A 22,674-nucleotide genomic window follows, 5' to 3' on the forward strand; every position below is an offset into this window, starting at 1 on the left:
CGCCGGCCCAACACCGGCCAGACCCCCCTCACCGCCTATTCACCTCTTATTAACCCTCACCCTTTTCTCAGACCCCAACAGCCGCTCCCGTTCCCGCCGTAGGTCGAACCCGGCAGGAGGATACCCGAGCGTGAGAGCGCCGAACGTCTCCCTCAGCAGGTGCGCGACCGCCCAGTCCCGGTACCACTTGCGGTCCGCGGGGACCACGTACCAGGGCGCGGCTTCCGTGTCGCACCGGCTCAACGCCTCCGCGTACGCGGTCTGGTAGTCGTCCCAGCGGGCCCGGGCGTTGACGTCCGACGGGTCGTACTTCCAGTGCTTACGCGGGTCGCCCAGCCGCTCCAGTAGCCGCCGGCGCTGCTCGGCGTACGATATGTGCAGCAGCACCTTGACCGGGGTCACCCCGGCGTCGACCAGCTCCCGCTCAAAGGTGTTGATCTCGTCGTACCGGGCCCGCCAGACGGTCTCCGGCACCAGCGACTCGACCCGGGCCACCAGCACGTCCTCGTAGTGGGACCGGTTGAACACCCCGACGTACCCGGGCGGCGGCAACGCGCACCGGATCCGCCACAGGAAGTCGTGCCGAAGTTCCTCGGGGGTGGGCGGACCGAACGAACGGATGTGCAGCCCGAGCGGGTTCATCGCCCCGGCGACGCGCTTGACGGCGCCGTCCTTACCGCCGCAGTCCATCGCCTGCAGCACGAGCAGCACCCGGGGCGCACCACCCGCCACCCCACCCCGCGGCCCACCAGTCGCCTGCGCCGCCGCCTCGCCCGTCGTTCCCGCCCGAGCCTTCGCCGTGGCGAACAGCATCTCCTGCTGCCGGGCCAGTTCCCCGCCGAGCAGCCCGACCTGCGCCCGGGCCCAGCCCTTGCGGTCGTCGCCGGTCACGTCCCGGCCCGGCAGGCCGGGGGTCGACCCAGGGTCGACCACCGCGAGATCGACCCGGCCACCGGCGCCCGCCCGCAGCCTCCTCCGCATCGCCCCGCCCACCGGCCCCACCACACCCGACACATCGATAGCACTCATGCCCGCATCCTCGCCTACCCCGCCAAGCTCCGCTTCCCTCCGACGGTCACGCTCCTCCCCGACGTCACGGTGGACGATTCAGGCCCGCTCGGGGTCTTCGCGAGGCAATGCCGACGACGTGCCGGTCGCCCCTGTCCCGGTCCGACGCCGCTGACCCGTGCCGCCCGTGACCACGGGCCGGGCCAGCAGGGCGCCGCTCCACCCCGGGCGGCCACGTGCCCGGCTCACACCACCAGTGCGAGCCACTTCCGGTACGACGTGGCGAACGGTTCGGTGTCATCGCCGAGCGCACCGAGCAGCCAGCGGGCCGCCGCCTCCGCCTTGGTGACCACCTCGTCCGGGTAGTCGAACCGCTGCCGGTGCACGGCGAACTCGTCCTCGTCCCGCAACTCGACCAGGCCGGTGCCCCGACGGCGCACCACGTCGAGGTCGAGGTCGACCAGGTGCACGGTGTCCTCGTCCACCCACCGGGCCGGGCTGGTGATGTCGCAGTAGACCTCGCTGGTGCGTGGCGGCGGGTTGAACATGCCCGTCCACCAGGCGTGGTGCGGCACCAGCAGCACGAACGGGATCTGCTCGACCGAGGGACGGCCGTGGTAGACCGAGGGGGTGCCGGTGGTCACCCCCAGCCAGACGCCGAGGTCGTCCTCCGTGAGCCGGCGGGCCGGGTAGTCGCGGTGGGCGCTGCCGTCGTACTTGCGGTAGATCACGCGGACCACGTCGCTCGGCATGACTGGCACCCTAGCCGATTCGGTTGAACCGGCGCGGCAGGGAAAGAACCGGGCGGCCGGCCGCCGGCCCACCGTGAGGACGCCACGGCGCCCGTCGGGCGACGCCTGTCGGGATCGGCGGGTACCGTCGCACGGTGACCCCGCCGCGCACCGCCACCGGTTCCGCCAGCCCGTCGTCCCGTGCTCAGGGCCGGCGCTCCGGCAGCCCGGCGAGCGGGGCCGACCTGCTCGAGGCGGCGGTCGGCGCGGTGCCCGGCGGCGCGGCGCGCCCCGGCCAGCAGGAGATGACGGCGGCGATCGAGGCGGCCGTGACAGCCCGCGAGCACCTGTTGGTGCAGGCCGGCACCGGCACCGGCAAGTCGCTGGCGTACCTGGCCCCCGCGCTGACCGTCGACGGCCCGGTGGTCGTCTCCACGGCCACCCTGGCGCTCCAGTCCCAGCTCGTCGACCACGACCTGCCCCGGCTCGCCGACGCGGTGGAACCGCTGCTGCGCCGGCGTCCCACCTTCGCCGTGCTGAAGGGCCGGCACCACTACCTCTGCCTGGCCCGGCTCGACAGCGCCACCGAGGAGGAGCCGGGGGACACACTCTTCGATGCCCCCCGCCCCGCCGGGGGGACGACGTGGCTCGGCGAGGCGGGCCGGCTCGGCAGACAGGTCCAGCGGTTACGCGACTGGGCGGAGAAAACCGGCACCGGCGACCGCGACGAACTGGACCCGGGCGTCGACGACCAGGCCTGGCGGCTGGTGTCGATGCCGGCACGGGAGTGCGTCGGGGCGACCCGCTGCCCGTTCGGGGCGGAGTGTTTCGCCGAGGCGTCCCGGGCACGCGCCCGCGAGGCGGACATCGTGGTGACCAACCATAGCCTGCTCGCGGTGGACATGCTGGCCGGGCGGCAGATCGTGCCGCCGCACCGGCTGCTCGTCGTCGACGAGGCGCACGAGTTGGCCGACCGGGTCTCCTCCGCCGCCCAAGCGGAACTGGTGCCGGAACTGATCGACCGGTCCACCCGCCGGGCCCGGCCGCTGCTGCGCCCGGAGACCGCCGACGCGCTCACCGCCGCGGGCGACGCGCTGGCCGTCGGGCTGGGCGAGACGCCGGCCGGGCGGATCACCGCCGGGCTGCCGGCCCCGCTGCGTGCGGCGTGCACGCTGCTCGACGCGGCGACCCGCGCCGCACTCGACGCGATCGGCGACGTCAAGGCCGACGATCCGGATCCGGTCCGCAAGCAGCAGGTGAAGGCGGTGCTCGACGAGCTGTCGACCACGGCCCAGCGGCTGCTGGAGGAGCCCGACCACGACGTGGCCTGGGTGGAACGGAACGACGCCACCGGGCGGCAGGCGCTGGTGGTCGCCCCGCTCTCGGTGGCCGGCACGCTCGCCACCCATCTCTACGAGGAACGCACCGTCGTCGCCACGTCCGCGACGCTGACCCTGGGCGGCCGTTTCGACACGGTTGCCCGGGCCCTCGGCCTGGACGTCCCCACCGCGCCACCGTCCCCGGCCGCCGCCGCCCTCGCCGCCGCCGCGGGTGGCGGACCCGCCACCGCCCCGGCCGCCCCGGCCACCTGCGGGCCGGGGTGGCGGTCACTCGACGTGGGGTCACCGTTCGACTACGCCCGGCAGGGCATCCTCTACGTCGCGGCGCACCTGCCCCGACCCAGCGTGTCCGGCCTGCCGGACGCCGCCGGCGCGGAGCTACGCGGGCTGATCGAGGCGCTCGGCGGGCGTACGCTCGGGCTCTTCTCCTCCCGACGGGCGGCGCAGCAGGCCGCGGAGCTGATCCGGGCCCACACCGACCTGCCGGTGCTGCTGCAGGGCGAGGAGGCGCTGCCACTGCTCGTCCGCCGGTTCCGGGACGAGCGGTCGAGCTGCCTGTTCGGGGTGATGTCGCTCTGGCAGGGGGTGGACGTGCCCGGCGACTCCTGCCAGTTGGTCGTCATCGACCGGCTGCCCTTCCCCCGGCCGGACGAGCCGCTCGCCGCCGCCCGGGCGGCCGCGGTCGACGCGACCGGCGGGTCCGGATTCGCCGCGGTCAGTGTGCCGATCGCCGCCGTCCGGCTCGCGCAGGGGGTGGGCCGGCTGATCCGGGCCACCGGGGACCGGGGCGTGGTCGCGGTCCTCGACTCCCGGCTGGAGACCGCCCGAGGATACGGCCCGTTCCTGCGCCGCTCGCTGCCCCCATTCTGGTACACGACCCGCCCGGACGTCGCCCGCGGCGCCCTCGAACGCCTCGCCAGGACCTGACCCCGGGCGTCAGCCCCGCCCCGACCCGGCGTGCCCGTTGACTCCGCGCGCGCCCTCAGGGAACGAGCGGCCTTGGCGCCCGCCGAGACCGCTCATTCATGGACAGCGAGGGAACCGCGGGAACCGTTCACTGACAGCGCGGAAACCGCGGGACCCGTTCACTGACAGCGTGGGAAACCGCCGGTCCTGGCGGCGGCGCGGTGGGCAGGGTTGCTCAGGTGGCCTGGCTCGCCACCACCACCGCGTCCGGTGGGGTCGCCGGGACGGTACGGGCGGCGAGGCGGCGGACGGCGGTGTTGAGCACGGCGATCAGCGGCACCGCGACCAACGCGCCCGTGATCCCGGCGAGGACCACACCGGCGGTGATTCCGACGATCACCGCAAGCGGGTGGATCGCCACCGCCCGACCCATGATCAGCGGCTGGAGCACATGCCCCTCCAACTGCTGCACGCCGACCACCGCCCCGAGAATGATCAGCGCGGTGATCACCCCGCTGTCGACCAGGGCGACGAGCACGGCGACCACACCCGACAGCGTCGCACCGACGATCGGGATGAACGCCCCGAGAAAGACCAGCGCGGCGAGTGGCAGGGCGAACGGGACGTCGAACACGACCAGGAAGATCCCGATGCCGACCGCGTCGATGAAGGCGACCAGAACCGTCGCCCGCACGTACGCGCCCAACGTCTGCCAGGACGCTCGACCGGCGTCGTCGACCTTCCAACGGGCGTTCACCGGGAGGAGCCGGACCAGGAAGCGCCAGATCCGGCTGCCGTCCCGGAGGAAGAAGAACGTCGCGAAGAGCACCAGGATCGTGCCGGTCAGCACCTCGGCCAGGGTGGCCGCGGTGCTGAGCGCCCCGCTGGTCAACCCGTCGGTGTTGGAGTTGACCCAGTCCTCGGCCTCCTTGATGTAGCGGTCCAACTGGCCGTCGTCGAGGTGCAGCGGGCCGGTCTTCAACCAGTCCTGGATCTGGCGTACGCCCTGGGAAGCCTTCTCGCTCAGCTCCGGCACGCCCTGGATGAACTCGTTGACCACCAGGGTCAGCGTTCCGATCACCCCGGCCAGCCCGCCCACCAACACCACTGCGGTCGCCAGCGACCGCGGGAACTGGGCCCGCAGCAGCCAGCCGACCGCCGGAGCGAGCAGGGCCGACAGCAGCAACGCGATCGCCAGCGGGATGATCACGATCCGGATCTGGCCGACGATCTTCAACAGGGCCCACGCGACGATGCCGACCGCGATCAGCCGCCACGACCACGCGGCGCTGATGCGCAGCGCGTGCGGCACGTCGGCGTCGTCCCGGCTGATCGTGGAGGTGTGCATCGCGGCCGGCGGTTGCCCGCCGACCACGGTCGCCGACGCAGGCGCCACCGGGCCCGGCGCCGCCGGCGAGGCGGTGCGCGGCTCGACGGCCGCCTCGGTACGGCGGGCATCGACCGACTCGCGCCGGGCGCGGAGCGCCGCACGGCCCGACTCGTACGCGCGACGGACCCGTCCACGCATCCGCTCGAAGCGGCTCAAGCGCACCTCCCGGCGATAGCGCACCTCCCGGCGATGTGGCTGCACCGGCATGGCGGTACCGGCCACGGGTCAGGTCGGACAGGATACGCCCGATCATGCCACCGTAGAGCAGATCCGCCACACGTTGCCCGCCGCACCCGGCCGGGTAACCACGCCAGGGCCGGCGAAGCGGGACACGGTAGCGTCTGCGACGTGACCGCCGACCAGAATCTCGAGTCCGGCCTGCCGATCCGGCTTCTACACGATCGCGTGCTGGTGCGCGTGGAGGAGGGCGAGGGTGAGCGTCGCTCCACCGCCGGCATTGTGATCCCGGCGACCGCCGCGGTCGGCCGGCGGCTGGCGTGGGCCACCGCGGTGGGGGTGGGGCCGAACGTCCGCTCGATCGTCTCCGGGGATCGGGTCCTTTTCGACCCGGACGACCGGTCGGAGGTCGAGTTGCACGGGCGTGGCTACGTGCTGCTGCGCGAGCGGGACGTGCACGCCGTCGCCGCTGAGCGCGTCGAACCGGACTCGACCGGGCTGTACCTCTAGCGTTTTCCAGCCGCACCTCTGGCGTGTTCCAGCAGCGCTGGCCGGCCCGCGCCGAGTCGGCACTGCTGAAGCGCACCCACCGTTTGCACCGCTCCGTCCCGGGAAGCCAGCCGCACCAGAGGCCCTGGGGAGGGACGATGCCGGTATTGGTGAAGAAGCTGTTGCTCTGGGGCGGCGTCGCGTTCCTGATCTATTTCATGGCGTTCCGACCCGAGGGCGCCGCGGAGATGTTCAAGGCCATCGGCGCCGTTCTGATGGCGATGGCGCAGGGCCTCGGCGACTTCCTGACCAGCCTGATGACCTGACCTGACCGGCGTCAGGCCCGGCCCGGGGCGTCAGGCCCGGCCCGGGGCGTCAGGGCCGGCCGGGCGGCCAGGGCGCCGGCGGGCGGAAGCCGGGCCAGCCCGGCGGCGGACCATAGCCCGGCGGCGGACCATAGCCCGGCGGCGGACCGTAGCCGGCCACGAACGCCGGCGGGGGCGGCGGAGTCAGCACGACGGGGATCGGGACCACCGGCTCGTCCGGAGCGTCCACCGGCCGCTGTGAGCCGTCCGGGAAGCGCAAATGGTACCGGCGCCCATCCCAGACGCCGATCGGGGCCTGCGGATCCCGGCCCACGAAGAACGCCCGGTAGCCGCTGATCGCTTCGAGCAGGTGCTGCTCCTCGGCGGCGGCCCGAGCCTGGTCGGCCGGCCGGCTGTCCAGCCCACGGCGCATACCGTCGCGCAGCAGCGCGAGGCGGGTCGCCGCGAACTGGTACCCGCGCATCGCCCTCAGTCCGGCGTCACCGCCCACCCGCTTGGCCCACACCCGGGCCGCGTGCCGCCGCCCCAGGCTGCTGAGCGCCGCCACCTCGGGCGGGGTGAGCCAGCCGGCGCGGACGTAGTCAGGCAGGGTGCGCTCGGTGAGCCGCCCCTCCCAGGAACGCAACCAGACGGCCAGCCCGACCATGCCGAAGAAGATCGGCACCATGACACCGAGGAAGCCGTACAGCAGGATCAGTGGCTGGCCGGTGGCCTGGGTCAACGTCGGCAGCAGGTTCCACGTGCCGTGCAGCATCATCGCCAGCAGCAGGCCAGCGGCCGGCGCGAGCACCCGCACCCGCCGGTCGGCCGACCGGGCGGCGATGCCGAGCCCCACCCCGGTCATCGAGGTGAAGAGCGGGTGGGCGAACCCGAAGAGCAGGATCCGCACGATGAAGATCGCGATGACCTGCTGGGTGCCGGTCGCCGGGCCGTACTGCTGCACGCCGCTGGCGTACCCGTGGCCGCCGAGGTAGAGGATGTTCTCCACCATGGCGAAGCCGATCGCGGACAGCCCGCAGTAGACCAGGGCGTCGGTGATCCCGGAGAACTCCCGGCGCCGGAAGATCAGCAGCAGGATCGGCCCGAGCGCCTTGGTCAACTCCTCGATGAACGGCGCGACGAGCACGGCCGTGAGCGCGGTCGGTAGGTTCAACGCCTCGAACCGGCCGGCGGCGTAGCTGTTCACGGTCAGCGAGGCCGCGGTGGAGACGAATGCGCCCCAGGCGAAGCAGAAGATCAGATACTTCAGCGGCTCCGGCTCGTAGCGGTCGAGCCAGAGGAAGCAGGCCACCAGCACCGGGACCGGGAGCACGGCGGCCGCCGTGCCGATCAGGAGAGCCTCACCGCCCAGATTCGTGCCCAGCCGGAAGAGCATGAAGACCGCGCACGCGGCGATCAGCAGGATCACCCCGGCCAGCACCACGGCCCGGATCCAGTTGATCCGGCGCCGGGGGGCCGTCGGCGTGCCACCGACCGGCGACGGAACGGGCACGGCGGTCGGCGACGGCGGCAGGGGCGCGCCGGGTGGGGTGTCGGACATGCCGCCAGCGTAGCCACCGCCGGCCCGGCGGGCCGTCCGCATCGGGGCCCCGATATGCTGCCGACAGGTCACGAGCGCCAGCGTCAAGCCCCGGCTTGCTGGCCGGCAACCCTCGTCGAGGTTCGCGGTGGGGTGCCCCGGGTGATGACCGGGCCCGGCCCGATCCGCGTGCTGGGCAAGCGCGGACCCCGCCCGTGTGCCCACCGGGGTCCCGGACCCGGAGGTACCGTCGATGACCCTCACCATCTTCCCCCCGGCGGCGCCGTCGCGGGGGACCACGGCCGGACCGCTCGACGTGCTCGGCGTACCCGGTCAGGTCAACCTCGACTACGCCGCCACGGCGCCGTGCGCGCGGGTCGCGGCCGACGCGGTGGCCGATCTGCTTCCCTGGCACGCGAGTGTGCATCGGGGCGCCGGCGCGCTGTCGCGACGCTGCACGCTCGCCTACGAGCGGGCCCGGCAGACGGTCGGCGACTTCTTCGGCGCCCGGACCGACGACCACGTGATCTTCACCCGCAACACGACGGACGCGCTCAACCTCCTGGCGCGGGTGCTGCCGGCCGGCACCACGGTGGTGACGTTCGGCGGCGAGCACCACGCCAATCTGCTGCCGTGGCCGCCCGGCTCCGTCCGACTGCCGGTGCCGGCCGACCCGGCCGGTGCGGTCCGCGCGCTCGACGCCGCTCTCGGCGAGCTGCGCCGGGGTGGCGTTCCCGGTCGGGACCTGCCGGTTTTGGTCGCGGTGACCGGGGCCGGCAACGTGACCGGCGAGCTCTGGCCGGTGACCGAGCTGGCCCGGGTCGCCCGGCGACACCGGGCTCGGATCGCGGTGGACGCCGCGCAGCTCGCCCCGCACGCCCCCGTCGACCTGACCGCGCTCGACGTCGACTACCTGGCCGTCTCCGGCCACAAGCTGTACGCGCCGTTCGGCGCGGGGGCACTCGTCGGGCGGGCGGACTGGCTGGACGCCGCGCCTCCCTACCTGGCCGGTGGTGGCGCGACCAGCCATGTCGGGGCCGCCACCCACGACGTCCGGTGGGCTACCGGGCCGGCCCGGCACGAGGCCGGCACCCCGAACCTGCTCGGCGCGGTTGCCCTCGCCGCGGTCTGCGCCGCCCTCGCCGGGGCGGACCGGGACGCGCTGCACGACGCCGAGCAGGCGCTGCTGGCCCGGCTGCGGGACGGCATCGCGGCACTACCGCACGTGGTCGAGTTGCGTGCCTTCGGCCCGGACTCGCCCCGGGTGGGGATCGTCTCGTTCGTGCTGGCCGGTCGCGACTCCGCCGAGGTGGCGGCCCACCTCGCGGCTGACCACGACATCGGGGTACGGGACGGACTGTTCTGCGCCCACCCACTCGCCCGCCGCCTGCTCGCCGAGGCGGCCGGCCGGAGCGGCCGGCGGGACCTGCCACCGACAGCGCTGCGGGCCAGCATCGGCCTGGGCAGCACCGAGGAGCACGTGGACCGGCTGTTCGCCGCGCTGGCCACGCTGGGCTGAGCCCCACCCGCACGGGTCGGACGGCGCGGGCCGGAGCGTGGCACCGGTCAGCCGACGGGCAGGGCCGAGGGCGGTTCCGGGCCGTTCCCGTCCCCGCCCCGACTACCCCGACCGGTTCATCTCGCCGAAGGATCTGCGAACCAGGCGGTTCGCCTCCTCTTGGCTGATGCCGGAGGCGACCAGCAGGTCACTCGCGGTGGTGCGCACCTGCGCGATCACGACGCTGCCGGAGAAGCCCACGCCCTCGCCGTACGCCCGGCCGGCCTCACTGACCGCGCGCAGTGACCGTTCGCGGGCCTTCTCGGGCTCCACGCCCTGGGCGAACTCGTGCTTGAGCAACCGCACCGACTCGGCGAGGTGGGCTACCGCGTCCGGCATCGGCTCCGGGACCGGCTCCTCGTCCTCGATGAGCGTGACCGCCCGCCGGATCAGGGTGCCGCTGTTCCGCATCGCCCGGTCGACCGGGTCGGCCGCCTCGGCGTAGTGGGTGAGCTCGTCGCGCCGGTGCCAGCGTGCCGGCGACAGCATGGCGGTCTCCTTGGCTCCCTCGATCGCCTCGCCGAACGTGGCCAGTTCCTCCTTGTTGTCCCGTAGTCGTTCCAGCGCCCCCTGGGCCTTGTCCCGGTCCCGGTCGCGCAGGCCGTCCGCGGCGACGTCCAGCTGCGCGGCCAGCAGGTCCAGGGCCGGGCGGGCGGCCCGGTTGAGCACCCGCAGTGGGTTCAGTGGGAGGAGCAGGGCCGTGACCAGCAGCGCGACGCTGCCGCCGACGAGCGCGTCAACGAAGCGGGGAATCTCCAGGTCCTCGATCGATGGGCTGAGCGTGACGATCAGCACCGCCGTCGCCGCCGACTGGATGACGATCGCGACGCTGGCTCCGGCGAAGACGGTGAGGATGATCGCCGAGGTCACCACGAGGCCGAGCTGCCACGGGCCGGTGCCGAGCAGGTAGATGAGGAGGTCACCGACGGCCACCCCGGCACCAACCCCGATGATCAGCTCGATCGTCCGCCGGAACCGTTGGCCGACCGACACGGCCAGCGTGCCGACCGCCGAGATCGGCGCGAAGACCGGCTGCGGGTTACCGAGCAGTTCGTGCGCCGCCAACCAGGAGAGCCCGGCGGCGAGGCCGGCCTGGACGGCGAGGCCCAGCGCCATGCGGACCCGGTGCAGGCGGTCGCGCACGTTCGCCTTCCCCAGGTGGTGCAGCTGGTTCACTGCCTCGGCGATCCGCGCGCCGTCGATGTCCACGCCACGGTCGCGCAACCCGAACCGCTGTCTCAGCGAGGGTCGTCCGTCCTGGGCCACGGCCGGTACTACCCATACCGCGCCCACCGAATCCTGCAACCACCCGGAAGGATCCCTCCGCCGCACGCCACCGCCACCTCGGGCCCCGTCCACCCCAACAGGCGGGGGTCGTAGCCTCGGCGGCATGGATCCCCTCCTCGACGAACTGCGCGCCGCGCTCGGCGACGACGCCGTGCTGACCGATCCGGATCTGCTTCGGACGCACGAACGGGACGAGGCAGACCTCTGCGCCGCGGGTAGCCCCCTCGTCGTCACCCGGCCGCGGGACACCGCCCAGGTGGCGGCTGTCGTCCGAGCCGCCGCCCGGCACGGCGCGCCCGTCGTGCCGCAGGGCGCACGGACCGGGCTGGCGGGCGCGGCGAACGCGGTCGACGGCGCCGTGGTGATCAGCACCGGGGCGCTGGACGCCATCGTGGAGATCGATCCGGTCAGCCGGATCGCCGTGGTGCAGCCCGGGGTGGTCAACGCCGCGCTCGCCGCCGCCGTCGCCAGGCACGGCCTCTGGTACCCGCCCGACCCCGGCTCCTGGGAATCGTCGACCATCGGCGGCAACGTGGCCACCAACGCCGGCGGCATGTGCTGCGTCAAGTACGGCGTGACCACCGAGTACGTACTCGGCCTGGAGGTGGTGCTCGCCTCCGGCGAGGTGCTGCGCACCGGCCGGCGGACCGCCAAGGGCGTGGCCGGGTACGACCTGACCCGACTCTTCGTCGGCTCCGAGGGCACCCTCGGAGTGATCACCGAGGTGACGGTCGGGCTGCGGCCCGCCCCAGCGGAGTCGTTGACCATGGTGGCGGTGTTTTCCTCGACGACCGCAGCCGGAGCGGCCGTGGCCGAGATCGCCGTCCAGGGACTCTCCCCCAGCCTGCTGGAGTTGCTCGACCAGACGCACCTGCGGGCGATCGAGGCGTACCGGCCGATGGGGCTGCGAACCGACGCGCGGGCGCTGCTGCTGGCCGCCGTGGACACCGGCCCGCGAGCCGCCGACGACCTGGCCGACCTGACGGCGGTCTGCGCGGCGGCCGGCGCCGACGAGGTGTACGCGGCCACCGACGCGGTGGAGGCGGCGGCGCTGCTGCAGGCCCGGCGGCTGGCGCACCCGGCGATGGAGAAGTTCGCCGCCGACTCGCACCCGGACGGCAACGGCGGGCTGGTCATCGACGACGTGGCGGTGCCCCGCGGGTCGCTGACCGCGCTGCTCGACGGGGTGACGCGGATCGCGGCGGAGTGCGACGTGCCGATCGGCGTCGTGGGGCACGCCGGGGACGGCAACCTGCACCCGAACATCGTGGTGGACCGGGCGGACCCGGTAAGCCTGAAGCGGGGACGCCGGGCCTTCGACGAGATCATGCGACTGGGGCTCGACCTCGGTGGCACCTGCACCGGCGAGCACGGGGTCGGGCTGCTCAAGCGCGACTGGCTGGCTCGCGAGATCGGCCCGGTCGGCGTGCGGGTGCACCAGGCGATCAAGGCCGCGCTGGACCCGACCGGGCTGTTCAACCCCGGCAAGGTGCTGTGACGGAAGTCGTGGTGGACGCTGCGGACAACGCGGATCGGTCAGTGGGACGACGACGGAAGTCCGACCGGATCTCCGTCCGCACCCCGATCCGCGGCGAGGCCCCGCACGTCCGGAGCGCCGAGCCGGGCAGCGTCCGCGGTCGCGTCGTCCGGCATCAACTGCGAGTTCCGCTCAGCCGCCACGCGCGCCCGGTAATGCGCGATCTCCCGCGCCCGCGCGTCGGCGTCCCACCCGAGCACCGCCCCCATCAGCTCCGCGGCGTGCTCGGCGGACTCCAGGCCGCGATGCGCGGTCTCGATGGAGATCCGGGTACGGCGGGCAAGCACGTCCTCCAGGTGCAGCGCCCCCTCGGCGCGGGCTGCGTAGGTGACCTCGGCGGCCACGTACTCGGGCGCGCCGGCCAGCGGTGAGGCGAGCAACGGGTCGGCATCGACCAGTGCGAGCAGTTCCAGGGTGAGCGTGCCGTACCGCTCCAGCAGGTGCTCCACCACACCGACCGGCACCCCGTGCCGCCGGGCCAGGTCGGCCCGGTCGCGCCACATCGCCGCGTACCCGTCGGCGCCGAGCAACGGCAGATCGGCGGTGCGCGACGGGCGGGCCTCGCCGAGCCGGCGGGCGGCCCGGTCGACCACGTCCGAAGCCATCACCCGGTACGTCGTGTACTTCCCCCCGGCGACCAGCAGCAGCCCGAGCATGGGCTCGAACACGGCGTGCTCCCGGGACAACTTCGAGGTGGAGTCGGCCTCACCGGCCAGCAACGGCCGCAGGCCCGCGTACACGCCCTCGATGTCCGCGGTGGTGAGCGGACGGTCCAGGACGGTGTTGACCTGCGCAAGCAGGTAGTCGATGTCACGGGCCGAAGCGGCCGGGTGGGATCGGTCGAGCCGCCAGTCGGTGTCGGTGGTCCCGATGATCCAGTGCCCGCCCCACGGGATGACGAAGAGCACGCTCGTCGGGGTCCGCAGGATGAGCCCGGTCTCCCCGGTGATCGCCGACCGGGGCACCACCAGGTGCACGCCCTTGGACGCGCGGACCCGCACCCCGGGGCGCAGCCCGACGTCGTTGAGCATCCGCGACATGTCGTCGCTCCACACGCCGGTGGCGGCGATCACCGTGCGGGCACGTACCTCGACCTCGGCGTCCGGGGAACCGGCGGGCGCCTCCAGGTCCCGGACACGGACCCCGGTGACCTCGCGGGCCTGCCGGATCAGGCCAACGGCGCGGGCGCTGGTGACCGCGGTCGCGCCGAGGCTGGCGGCGGTCCGGGCGAGGGTGACCACCAGGCGGGCGTCGTCGACCTGGCCGTCGTAGTAACGGATCGCGCCGGCCAGCCCGTCGGTCCTGAGACTCGGGAAGACCCGGCGGGCGCCCTCTCGGGTCAGGTGCCGGTGCAGCGGCATCCCACGACCGCCACCGAAGACCCCGGCGAACGCGTCGTACGTCGCCACCCCGGCCCCGTAGTAGGACCGGCGGAACACCCGGGCCGGCAGGTCCCGGATCCCCTTGCCGGGCAGCGGCACCAGGAACGGCACCGGGCGGACCAGGTGCGGTGCGAGCCGGGTGGCCAGCAGGCCCCGCTCGGTGAGCGCCTCGTGGACCAGGTGGAACTCGAGCTGCTCCAGGTAACGCAGGCCGCCGTGGATCAGCTTGCTGGACCGGCTGGACGTGCCCGCGGCATAGTCACGGGCCTCGACCAGCGCAACCTTGAGACCACGCGAGGCGGCGTCCAGCGCGGCACCCGCACCGGTCGCCCCACCACCGATGACCAGGACGTCGAAGCGCTCGGCGGCGAGCCGGCGCAGGTCGGCCGCCCGCCGCTGCGGGGAGAGTTGACCGGCGGTGGCTCGGGACACGTTGGGATCACGCACGCACTCCACCGTAGCCGCCCCATCCTCTCCTGCGGCATCCGCGACGACCGGGAGGGAACGGACGGGCCGCCGCCCCACGCAACGATCACCAACCGCTGACACCCCGTCGCATCCACCCGCTTCCCGAACCCGTCCGCAGCCCGCCGACGTCCGGCGACCTCCCGGTCGAGATCCCGCCCCGAGGCGCCGTGGTTTCGCCCCCGGGGTACGCGACGTGACAGGCGCGCTGCCGACTTCGTGGCGGCGGCGTACCGCCTTCCGGTGACGTACTGTTTTCCGGTGCAGCCTCAACGCCCCGGAGACCACGTCACCCCGAATCCGGCCGGCACCGGGGGCGGCAGCCCCTGGGCGGTGGTCGCCGCCGTGGTCACCGGGCTGTGGATCGTCGGGCTCACCGTGCTCGCCCAGCTCGGCGGGTGGTTGACCGACCAGATCCTGCTGGCCTCCGGGCTGGATCGGGCGGTGTTGCTCTGGCCGGTGACGGCCGTGGCCGTCGTGCTTGTGGCCGGCACACCCGCCCTGGTGCTGGCGCTGGCTCCTCGCTCGGCCGCCGTGCGCGGCACCGGCCGGGTGTGGTCGGCCGGGCTGCTGGTCCTCGGTTCGCTGAGCCTGCTGCGGGCGCTTCCACCGGTGCACCACGAGGCGTACCTCGCCGGGCTCGCCGGCATGGCCGCGCTGGCGGCTCTCGTCGCTCAGCGACTCCGGCGCCGCCGGATCGCCGCCCCGGCCGTCGGATCGCCACCTGGGCCCGCCGTGTCCACCGGGGGCCGACCGGCCGGGCCGCCCGGGCCGGCCGGGCCGCCCGGGCCGGCCGGGTCGGGCGGGTCGGGCATCCCAGCCGGATCGGGCACGCCGGGCTGGTTCGGCACTCGGGCGACAGACGACGTGGCCGGATCGGACACCGACGGCGGCGGTGCCGCGGATGCACGCCGGGCGTGGGCGTCCGGTCGGGCGCCCCGGCCCGCCTCCGTGACGCTGCTCGGCCTCGCCGGTGGCCTCGCGCTACTGCTGCCCTGGGTGTGGATCGGCGCGCTCGGCGGGCTGCTGGAGACGCTGCTCGCCGCACTCGCCGCGGCGGCCGTGGGCGGGCTGGCGGCGGCGCTGCTGGACGAGGCGTTCTGGTCTCGCTTCGCCGTGGACACACCTCCCCGACCGGGCCGCCTGGTGCTGGTCGGCGGGTTGGTCGCCGGCGTCGTGCTGCTGCTGCTCGGCGCGGGTGTCGGGCAGTCCGGCGCGCAGCTTCCGCTCCTGCTGACCCTTCCCCCGGCCGGCTTCGCGCTGGCGGCACTGGCCGCGGCGGGACGACGCACGACGACCGGCGGCCGGGCGGCGGCGGCCTGGTTGGTCGGGCTCGGCGTCCTGGGCCCGCTCGCCTGGACCGACTCCGAGGAGATCACGCTGGTCCTGGCCGCCACCCGGGACGTGCCGTTCTGGGTGGCAGCCGCCGCCGGCGTGGGGCTCGCCGTCGCGGTCCTGCTCGCCGTGGCGTACGGCGTGCTGCTCGCCCGGCGGCACGCCACGACGCCGGGCCGGGCGGTGGCTGGCGCCGCCACCGCTGTCCTGTTGGGTGCGGCCGGCGTGGTGGCCGTCGGGCCGGGACAGCCCGGCTTGCACGGCGAGCGCCTGTTCGTGGTCCTGCGGGAGCAGGCCGACCTGGGCGGCGTGCCCAGCACGACCGGGCGGGCCGGTCGCGACGCCCGGGCCGCCGAGGTCTACCGGCGGCTGGTCGAGACGGCCGACCGCAGCCAGGCCGACCTGCGCCGTGACCTGCGTCGGCTCCGGCTGAAGCACACGCCGTACTACCTGGTCAACGCGATCGAGGTGGACGGCGGGCCGGTGGTGCGGGCCTGGCTCGCCGACCGCCCCGAGGTTGACCGGGTGCTGGTCAGCCAGCGGGTCCGCCCGCTACCCGCGCCGGCCGGCACCAGCCGGGGCGACGCGCCCCCGCCGCGCGGCCCCGAGTGGAACGTCCGGCTGATTGGCGCGGACCGTGTCTGGTCGGCGCTCGGGATCACCGGCGCCGGCGTGACGGTCGGCAGCTCGGACTCCGGCGTGGACGGTTCCCACCCGGCGCTCGCCGGTGGTTTCCGGGGCGGCGATGACTCGTGGTACGACCCGTGGAACGCCACCACCGCCCCGACCGACCAGGGCGGGCACGGTACGCACACGGTGGGCAGCGCCGTCGGCCGGGACGGCGTCGGGGTGGCCCCCGGAGCCTCCTGGACCGGCTGCGTCAACCTGGACCGCAACCTCGGCAACCCGGCGTACTACCTGGACTGCCTTCAGTTCATGCTGGCGCCCTTCCCACCCGGCGGCGACCCGTTCGGCGATGGCCGGCCGGACCGGGCACCGGACATTCTCACCAACTCGTGGGGCTGCCCGGCGGTCGAGGGTTGCGACCCGCGGGTGCTGCGGCCGGCCACCACCGCCCTGGACGCCGCCGGCATCCTGGTGGTGGCCGCCGCCGGGAACACCGGCCCGCACTGCGGCTCGATCGATGATCCACCGGCCCCGTATCCGGACGTGTTGACCGTCGGCGCGGTCGACCGGCAGCGCCGGGTGACCGGCTTCTCGTCCCGCGGCCCGGCCGCGGGCGGGGCCGCCAAGCCGGACCTCATGGCACCCGGCGACGATGTGCTCAGCGCGATGCCGGGCGGCGGGTACAGCGTCCTCAGCGGAACGTCGATGGCGACGCCGCAGGTGGCGGGGGTCGCGGCGCTGATGTGGTCGGCCAACCCGGCGCTGGTGGGGGACCTGCCCAAGACCCGGCGGATCCTGGCCGCGACCGCCACCCCGGTTCCGCTGCCCACCGACCGGTGCGGTGACCCGCGGAACGTGACCGGCGCTGGCCTCGTCGACGCCTACGCGGCTGTCCGCGCCGCTCAACGGTGACGTCGGGGGCGGACCGTGGCGCCGTGGCCCGTCCCCTGGGCCTGACCCGGTTTGACGGACATCCCAGCTCAGAGGGGCTGTGTGCTCCTCGGGAGGATGTTCATCATGGAAGGCATGGGCAAGAAACCACGCCGGCCGCGCAGAGCGTTCACGCCGGAGTTCAAGGCGGAGATCGTCGAGGTGTGCCGGCGGGGTGACCGATCGGTGGCGCAGGTCGTGAGGGACTTCGACCTGACCGAGACCGCGGTCCGTGAGTGGGTCAGGCAGGCCGACATCGACGCCGGCACCCGCAGCGACGGGTTGACCAGCGACGAGCGCGACGAGCTGGCGCGGCTGCGGCGGGAGAACCGCCGGCTCCGCGAGGACGTCGACATCCTGAAACGGGCCACGGCTTTCTTCGTGAGGGAGACCCGGTGAACGTGTACCCGTTCATCGAGGCGGAGAAGGCGCGGCCCGACGGGAACGTGAAGCGTTCCTGTGAGCTGCTGGAGGTCTCCCGGTCCGCCTACTACCAGCACCGTGCCGGGCCGTCGCGGCGGGAACGCGACGACGCAGACCTCGCCGCCCGCATCGCGCAGATCCACGCCGACTCGGCCGGCACCTACGGCGCACCCCGGGTCCGCGCCGAACTCGCCGCCCAGGGGCGGCGGCACTCCGGCAAGCGGGTCGCCCGGCTGATGCGGGGCGCCGGGTTGTGCGGCCGCACGCCGAAGCGGTGGCGCACCACGACCGTGCCCGACCCGGGGGCGGCGTTGTCGGCGGACCTGATCCGCCGGGACTTCGACGTCGCCGCCGGCCGGGTCGACACCCGCTGGTGCGGCGACATCACCTACATCCACACGTGGGAGGGCTGGCTGTACCTCGCCACCGTCATCGACATCGCCTCACGCCGGGTTGTGGGCTGGGCGACCGCCGACCACCTACGGACCGATCTGCCCGCTCAGGCGTTGTCCAACGCGATCGCCGTCCGACGCCCGACCGGGCCGGTGATCTTCCACAGCGACCGGGGTTGCCAGTACACGAGTGCGCAGTACGCCCGGCTGGCCGACCGCAACGGGGTGCGGTTGTCGGTTGGTGGGCGGGGTCAGTGCTGGGACAACGCCGTCGCGGAGTCGTTCTTCGCCACGATCAAGACCGAACTGCTCGACCGGAGGGCGTGGCCGACCCGGGCCGCCGCCCGTGCGGCGATCTTCGAGTGGATCGAGGGGTGGTACAACACCCGCCGCCGCCATTCCACCCTGGACTACATGAGCCCGGCCGAGTATGAGGCGACGGCCTATTCCCGCAGGCCAACGAGCAAGGTAGCGTGAGATCAACTTACCGACCCTGTCCGTCAAACCGGGTCAACCCCACCCGGGAGGCCGGAGCGGCAACAGGGCTCCTTCTTAACAGAACGGCTGTGGTGTTCTAGGGTCGGCGTCCGTGGACGTGGACGTGGAGATCGTCGAGCTGGCCCTGGACCATTTCTCGACCGTGACTCAGCTGTGCGGACAGGCGCTGGACCTGCCGGAGGACGCCGCCGAGGCGCCGGCCGTCGTGGACGTGCTCTGGCCCCGGGCCGCCGTCGACCGGACCGTGGTCGTGCTGGGCGGGTACCGGAACGGTGAACTGGTCGGCGTGCTGATCGGCTCGACCTCCGGCGGAAACGGCACGCTCGGCCATGTGGATCTGGTCGCCGTGGACCCGGCGCACCGGCGGCGCGGGGTCGGGCGGGCACTGCTGGCGTACGCCGAGGAAAGGTTCGCCGGGCTCGGGGCGGTGGAGGTGCTGCTGGCCGGCAACCCCCCGCATTACGCCTGGCCGGGCGTCGACGTGCGCTACACGCCGGCGGTCTGCGCGGCGCTGGCCTTGGGCTACACCCAGGATCGAACGGCCTGGAACATGACCGCCGATCTGTCGTCCGACGGAAGCCCGGCCCTGCGCCCGACGGCGCCGGCCGAGAGACGGCTGGCCGGCCAGGGCGTGACGGTACGCCGGGCTGGGCCGGCGGACCTGCCGGCACTGACGGCCTTCGCGCGGTCGACGTTCGGCGGCACCTGGGACACGGAACTGGCCGGCTCGGTCGGCCGGGACCGGGCCGGCTGCCACCTGGCGGAACGCGACGGCGAGGTGCTCGGGTTCGCCGCCTGGGGCTCGTCGCGGCCGAGTTGGTTCGGCCCGATGGGCACCGCGCCGGCGGCCGAGGGATCCGGCATCGGTGCGGTTCTGTTGCGCCGGTGCCTGGCCGACCAGCGCGCGGCGGGCGTCACGGCGGCGCAGATCGGCTGGGTGGGGCCGGTGCGCTTCTACTCGGGCAGTGCGGACGCCCGGATCGAGCGGGTCTTCTTCCTGTACCGGAAGACGCTCGCGGATCGATAAAGGGCGAATAGGATAGATCACCTGATAGTCTCATTCGCCCGCATCGGCCATCGGCGCCCCCTACCGTTTCGGTAGAGGAGGCGCCATGACCACGGACGACGAACGACCCGGCCCGCTGCCCTTCGACCGCTTCGACTACGGCGACGCAGAGCAGCGGGCGGAGATGGACGGCACCGACGACCCCCCGGCCGACGAACCGGCGGCGGTGGTGGACGAGCCGGTCCCGGTCGTACCGCAGCCGTACGACCGGGCACGGAAACGGCGCAACCAACGGCCGTTGCCGACCTGAGGAAACGGCCGCTGCCATATGAGGAAATGGGCGGTTGCCGACCTGCGGGAACGGGTCGGTGCCGGCCTGAGGAGATACGCGGAAGGGGCGGACCGCTGAACGCGGCCCGCCCCTCCCGGTGTCGTGGAGCTGGACTCAGAAGTCCATTTCCCCGCCACCCGGGCCAGCCGGGGCGGCCGGGGTCTTCTCCGGCTTGTCCGCCACGACGGCCTCGGTGGTGAGGAAGAGCGCCGCGATCGACGACGCGTTCTGCAGCGCCGACCGGGTCACCTTGGCCGGGTCGATGATGCCCGCGGCCATCAGGTCCACGTAGTCGCCGGTCGCGGCGTTCAGGCCGTGACCCGCCTCGATGTTGCGGACGTGCTCGACGACGACGCCACCCTCGAGGCCGGCGTTGACGGCGATCTGCCGCAGCGGAGCGTCCAGCGCGATCTTGACGATCTGCGCGCCGGTCGCCTCGTCACCGGTGAGGTCCAGCTTGTCGAACGCGGTCTTGCCGGCCTGCACCAGCGCGACGCCACCACCCGGGACGATGCCCTCCTCGACGGCGGCCTTCGCGTTGCGGACAGCGTCCTCGATACGGTGCTTGCGCTCCTTCAGCTCGACCTCGGTGGCCGCGCCGACCTTGATCACCGCAACGCCACCGGCCAGCTTGGCCAGCCGCTCCTGCAGCTTCTCCCGGTCGTAGTCGGAGTCGCTCTTGTCGATCTCGGCCCGGATCTGGTTGACCCGACCCTGGATCTGCTCGGCGTCGCCGGCACCGTCGACGATGGTGGTCTCGTCCTTGGTCACCACGACCTTGCGGGCGCGGCCCAGCATGTCGAGGCCGACGGCGTCCAGCTTGAGGCCGACCTCCTCGCTGATGACCTGGCCACCGGCGAGGATGGCGATGTCGGCGAGCATGGCCTTGCGGCGGTCACCGAAGCCCGGCGCCTTGACGGCGACGGACTTGAAGGTGCCGCGCACCTTGTTGACGACCAGGGTCGCCAGCGCCTCACCCTCGATGTCCTCGGCGATGATCAGCAGCGGCTTGCCCGACTGCATGACCTTCTCGAGGATCGGGAGCAGGTCCTTCACCGAGGAGATCTTGCTGTTGACGATCAGGATGTAGGGGTCGTCGAAGACCGCCTCCATCCGCTCCGGGTCGGTCATGAAGTACGCGGAGATGTAGCCCTTGTCGAAGCGCATACCCTCGGTGAGCTCCAGCTCCAGGCCGAAGGTGTTGCTCTCCTCGACGGTGATGACGCCTTCCTTGCCGACCTTGTCCATCGCCTCGGCGATGATCTCGCCGACGCTGGGGTCGCCGGCTGAGATGGAGGCGGTGGAGGCGATCTGCTCCTTGGTCTCCACGTCCTTGGCGAGCTTGAGCAGCTCCTCCGAGACGTTGGCCACGGCAGACTCGATGCCCCGCTTCAGGGCCATCGGGTTGGCACCGGCGGCCACGTTGCGCAGGCCCTCGCGGACCAGGGCCTGGGCCAGGACGGTCGCCGTCGTCGTGCCGTCACCGGCGACGTCGTCGGTCTTCTTCGCGACCTCCTTGACCAGCTCGGCGCCGATCTTCTCGTACGGGTCCTCGAGCTCGATCTCCTTGGCGATGCTCACACCATCGTTGGTGATGGTGGGGGCACCCCACTTCTTCTCGAGCACGACGTTGCGGCCCTTGGGGCCGAGGGTCACCTTCACGGCGTCGGCGAGCTGGTTCATGCCCCGCTCGAGGCCGCGGCGAGCCTCCTCGTCGAACGCGATCATCTTGGCCATACGGCGTTGTCCTCCTGGACACTCACGGGCCACCCGAGGGTGTGCCCCGGATGGGCCGTCTGGTGTACGCACCTTGGGACGTCGCCACCTGGCGACGACGACGTCCGCCGGCCGGGCCGGATAGCCCGCGACGACCGGCCATGTGCCGTACCAACGCCTCGCGACGCCGGTACGGCCGTGGCCCTACCGCCCCGACCATTGGCACTCACGGTATGCGAGTGCCAATGACCTGTTTAGCACTCTCCCTTGCCGAGTGCAAGCGCGACCGCCCCGGTCAGCCGAGTTCCGCGGCCAGCCGCGCCGCGTTCACCGGCCCCTCATGAGCGCGCTGCTCGGCGTAGGTCACCACCAGGCCGACCTGCTGGGCGAGGTAGGCCGGCAGGGACAGCACGGCGGCGACCACGATCACGGCGAACAGCCCCACCGTCGAGCCGGGAGAGCCCAGCGGGTCCACGCCCAGCGGCACCGAGCCGACGGACTCCACCACGCCGGCCACCACCGTCGCCACCATCACCGCAGCCATGATCAGCGCCACCCGGCCGAGCAGCAGCCCGAGCCGGTCGTGGAACATCCGGAAGGCGCGGCCGATCGGCGGCTGGCGCTCGAAGAGGTACACCGGCCCGAACAGGCTCAGCGCGAACGCGACGTAGAGACCGGGCAGCAGGCACAGGCACAGACCGATGCCGAGGAGCAGACTCACCAGCAGGGTCCAGGCCCACAGGCCGAGCGCACGACGCAGACCGTAGCGGACCGCTTCACCGAACCCGACCGGCTCGCCGGCCGCCTGTCGGGCGATCACCCAGGTGCCGGCCGCCCACCCGACGCTCTGCACCAGACCGAAGAGCAAAGTGCCGCCGATGACGACGCCGAACAGGGTGGCCAGATCGGTGGCGAACGTGTCGGGAAGCAGCGCGGACCCGTCGGCCGCGGCCGCCTCCCAGTCCGCCGAGGGATCGACCGCGTACGTGAGCGCGCTGATCAGCGCGGCCGGCAGCACCTGGGTCAGCAACACGATCGGCAGGAGCAGGCGCCAACCCCGGCGGACCGCAGCGAGGCAGCGACCGAACCAGCCGTCCAGCCCGGCACCTGGCGGAGTGACCAGTGGATCATTCGGATCAACCCCGGGCACGGACCAACCGGGAAACGCCGGGCCGGGCCAGGCGTGAGCGCCCGGGTACCAGGGGCCGGGGGCAGCCGGCGGCACACCGCCCGGACCCCACGACGACTCCGGGGTGGGATAACCGGGGTACGGCCCCGGGGCGGCGCACCCGGAACTGGAC

Annotated in this window: 18 protein-coding genes and 1 riboswitch; of the genes, 10 read left to right on the forward strand and 8 right to left on the reverse strand. The window is 73.4% G+C overall.

Annotation, left to right across the window (positions count from 1 at the left end; all coding sequences use genetic code 11):
• Nucleotides 1-39 precede the first annotated feature (39 nt).
• Both QTQ03_RS16160 and QTQ03_RS16165 read right to left on the reverse strand, forming a co-directional pair.
• The gene (locus QTQ03_RS16160) at nucleotides 40-1,029 is read right to left on the reverse strand and encodes a PPK2 family polyphosphate kinase (RefSeq protein WP_289278770.1); all 990 of its coding nucleotides are present in this window, start codon (nucleotides 1,027-1,029) and stop codon (nucleotides 40-42) included.
• Between the two features lie 224 nt (nucleotides 1,030-1,253).
• Nucleotides 1,254-1,760, reverse strand: coding sequence for a DUF402 domain-containing protein (locus QTQ03_RS16165; protein WP_289278771.1), 507 nt, complete (start codon nucleotides 1,758-1,760; stop codon nucleotides 1,254-1,256).
• 134 nt (nucleotides 1,761-1,894) lie between these two features.
• Between QTQ03_RS16165 and QTQ03_RS16170 the strand changes: the two genes are divergently transcribed.
• Nucleotides 1,895-4,006, forward strand: a complete 2,112-nt coding sequence (locus tag QTQ03_RS16170; RefSeq protein ID WP_289278772.1) for an ATP-dependent DNA helicase — start codon at nucleotides 1,895-1,897, stop codon at nucleotides 4,004-4,006.
• 214 nt (nucleotides 4,007-4,220) lie between these two features.
• Here the strand turns inward: QTQ03_RS16170 and QTQ03_RS16175 are convergent, their stop codons facing one another.
• Entirely contained in the window at nucleotides 4,221-5,582 is a 1,362-nt protein-coding gene (locus tag QTQ03_RS16175; RefSeq protein WP_289280858.1) for an AI-2E family transporter, read from the reverse strand.
• Nucleotides 5,583-5,723: 141 nt separating this feature from the next.
• On the opposite strand from QTQ03_RS16175, the gene QTQ03_RS16180 reads away from it, so the two are divergent.
• Nucleotides 5,724-6,062 (forward strand): GroES family chaperonin, encoded by a 339-nt coding sequence (locus QTQ03_RS16180; protein WP_289278773.1) that lies wholly within the window; start codon nucleotides 5,724-5,726, stop codon nucleotides 6,060-6,062.
• A 137-nt stretch (nucleotides 6,063-6,199) separates the two neighbouring features.
• The gene (locus QTQ03_RS16185) at nucleotides 6,200-6,367 is read left to right on the forward strand and encodes a hypothetical protein (RefSeq protein ID WP_289278774.1); all 168 of its coding nucleotides are present in this window, start codon (nucleotides 6,200-6,202) and stop codon (nucleotides 6,365-6,367) included.
• A gap of 49 nt (nucleotides 6,368-6,416) precedes the next feature.
• Here QTQ03_RS16185 and QTQ03_RS16190 read toward each other — a convergent pair whose 3' ends face one another.
• On the reverse strand, nucleotides 6,417-7,907 hold the full coding sequence (locus QTQ03_RS16190; RefSeq protein ID WP_289278775.1) for a PrsW family intramembrane metalloprotease: 1,491 nt from the start codon (nucleotides 7,905-7,907) through the stop codon (nucleotides 6,417-6,419).
• Nucleotides 7,908-7,973: 66 nt separating this feature from the next.
• Nucleotides 7,974-8,095: riboswitch (SAM riboswitch) on the forward strand.
• Between the two features lie 44 nt (nucleotides 8,096-8,139).
• Here QTQ03_RS16190 and QTQ03_RS16195 point away from each other — a divergent pair.
• Complete coding sequence (locus QTQ03_RS16195; protein WP_289278776.1) at nucleotides 8,140-9,405, forward strand: aminotransferase class V-fold PLP-dependent enzyme; 1,266 nt, start codon at nucleotides 8,140-8,142, stop codon at nucleotides 9,403-9,405.
• Nucleotides 9,406-9,507: 102 nt separating this feature from the next.
• On the opposite strand, the gene QTQ03_RS16200 is transcribed toward QTQ03_RS16195, so the two are convergent.
• Complete coding sequence (locus QTQ03_RS16200; protein ID WP_289280859.1) at nucleotides 9,508-10,653, reverse strand: FUSC family protein; 1,146 nt, start codon at nucleotides 10,651-10,653, stop codon at nucleotides 9,508-9,510.
• A gap of 181 nt (nucleotides 10,654-10,834) precedes the next feature.
• Between QTQ03_RS16200 and QTQ03_RS16205 the strand changes: the two genes are divergently transcribed.
• Nucleotides 10,835-12,229: an FAD-binding oxidoreductase gene (locus QTQ03_RS16205; RefSeq protein ID WP_289278777.1), complete on the forward strand. Its 1,395-nt coding sequence runs from the start codon at nucleotides 10,835-10,837 to the stop codon at nucleotides 12,227-12,229.
• 38 nt (nucleotides 12,230-12,267) lie between these two features.
• Here QTQ03_RS16205 and QTQ03_RS16210 read toward each other — a convergent pair whose 3' ends face one another.
• A complete protein-coding gene (locus tag QTQ03_RS16210; RefSeq protein WP_289280860.1) occupies nucleotides 12,268-14,082 on the reverse strand; it encodes a glycerol-3-phosphate dehydrogenase/oxidase in 1,815 nt (604 codons plus the stop codon).
• Nucleotides 14,083-14,529: 447 nt separating this feature from the next.
• Here QTQ03_RS16210 and QTQ03_RS16215 point away from each other — a divergent pair, with 447 nt between their 5' ends.
• From QTQ03_RS16215 to QTQ03_RS16235, 5 genes are all read left to right on the forward strand, one after another.
• Nucleotides 14,530-16,989, forward strand: coding sequence for a S8 family serine peptidase (locus tag QTQ03_RS16215; protein ID WP_502889869.1), 2,460 nt, complete (start codon nucleotides 14,530-14,532; stop codon nucleotides 16,987-16,989).
• Between the two features lie 96 nt (nucleotides 16,990-17,085).
• On the forward strand, nucleotides 17,086-17,406 hold the full coding sequence (locus tag QTQ03_RS16220; RefSeq protein WP_502889683.1) for a transposase: 321 nt from the start codon (nucleotides 17,086-17,088) through the stop codon (nucleotides 17,404-17,406).
• Nucleotides 17,403-18,299 carry an IS3 family transposase gene (locus QTQ03_RS16225; protein WP_169600148.1) on the forward strand — a complete coding sequence of 299 codons (897 nt, stop codon included), beginning with the start codon at nucleotides 17,403-17,405 and terminating at the stop codon, nucleotides 18,297-18,299. Before QTQ03_RS16220 ends, QTQ03_RS16225 begins: the two co-directional genes overlap by 4 nt.
• Before the next feature lie 118 nt (nucleotides 18,300-18,417).
• Nucleotides 18,418-19,347 carry a GNAT family N-acetyltransferase gene (locus QTQ03_RS16230; protein WP_289280861.1) on the forward strand — a complete coding sequence of 310 codons (930 nt, stop codon included), beginning with the start codon at nucleotides 18,418-18,420 and terminating at the stop codon, nucleotides 19,345-19,347.
• 85 nt (nucleotides 19,348-19,432) lie between these two features.
• Nucleotides 19,433-19,636: a hypothetical protein gene (locus QTQ03_RS16235; protein ID WP_289278778.1), complete on the forward strand. Its 204-nt coding sequence runs from the start codon at nucleotides 19,433-19,435 to the stop codon at nucleotides 19,634-19,636.
• Between the two features lie 135 nt (nucleotides 19,637-19,771).
• Here the strand turns inward: QTQ03_RS16235 and groL are convergent, their stop codons facing one another.
• Nucleotides 19,772-21,394, reverse strand: a complete 1,623-nt coding sequence (gene groL, locus QTQ03_RS16240) for a chaperonin GroEL (RefSeq protein ID WP_289278779.1) — start codon at nucleotides 21,392-21,394, stop codon at nucleotides 19,772-19,774.
• Between the two features lie 274 nt (nucleotides 21,395-21,668).
• Nucleotides 21,669-22,523, reverse strand: coding sequence for a hypothetical protein (locus QTQ03_RS16245; protein WP_289278780.1), 855 nt, complete (start codon nucleotides 22,521-22,523; stop codon nucleotides 21,669-21,671).
• Between the last annotated feature and the right edge of the window lie 151 nt (nucleotides 22,524-22,674).

Origin of the sequence: Micromonospora sp. WMMA1363 (genome assembly GCF_030345795.1) — a bacterium.
Classification (GTDB): Bacteria; Actinomycetota; Actinomycetes; order Mycobacteriales; family Micromonosporaceae; genus Micromonospora.

Bases quoted from the DNA above. Each gene is read 5' to 3' on its own strand.
- QTQ03_RS16160 (WP_289278770.1), bottom strand. From the start codon at position 1,029: ATGAGTGCTATCGATGTGTCGGGTGTGGTGGGGCCGGTGGGCGGGGCG.
- QTQ03_RS16165 (WP_289278771.1), bottom strand. From the start codon at position 1,760: ATGCCGAGCGACGTGGTCCGCGTGATCTACCGCAAGTACGACGGCAGC.
- QTQ03_RS16175 (WP_289280858.1), bottom strand. From the start codon at position 5,582: ATGCCGGTGCAGCCACATCGCCGGGAGGTGCGCTATCGCCGGGAGGTG.
- QTQ03_RS16185 (WP_289278774.1), top strand. From the start codon at position 6,200: ATGCCGGTATTGGTGAAGAAGCTGTTGCTCTGGGGCGGCGTCGCGTTC.
- QTQ03_RS16190 (WP_289278775.1), bottom strand. From the start codon at position 7,907: ATGTCCGACACCCCACCCGGCGCGCCCCTGCCGCCGTCGCCGACCGCC.
- QTQ03_RS16195 (WP_289278776.1), top strand. From the start codon at position 8,140: ATGACCCTCACCATCTTCCCCCCGGCGGCGCCGTCGCGGGGGACCACG.
- QTQ03_RS16205 (WP_289278777.1), top strand. From the start codon at position 10,835: ATGGATCCCCTCCTCGACGAACTGCGCGCCGCGCTCGGCGACGACGCC.
- QTQ03_RS16220 (WP_502889683.1), top strand. From the start codon at position 17,086: ATGTTCATCATGGAAGGCATGGGCAAGAAACCACGCCGGCCGCGCAGA.
- QTQ03_RS16235 (WP_289278778.1), top strand. From the start codon at position 19,433: ATGACCACGGACGACGAACGACCCGGCCCGCTGCCCTTCGACCGCTTC.
- groL (WP_289278779.1), bottom strand. From the start codon at position 21,394: ATGGCCAAGATGATCGCGTTCGACGAGGAGGCTCGCCGCGGCCTCGAG.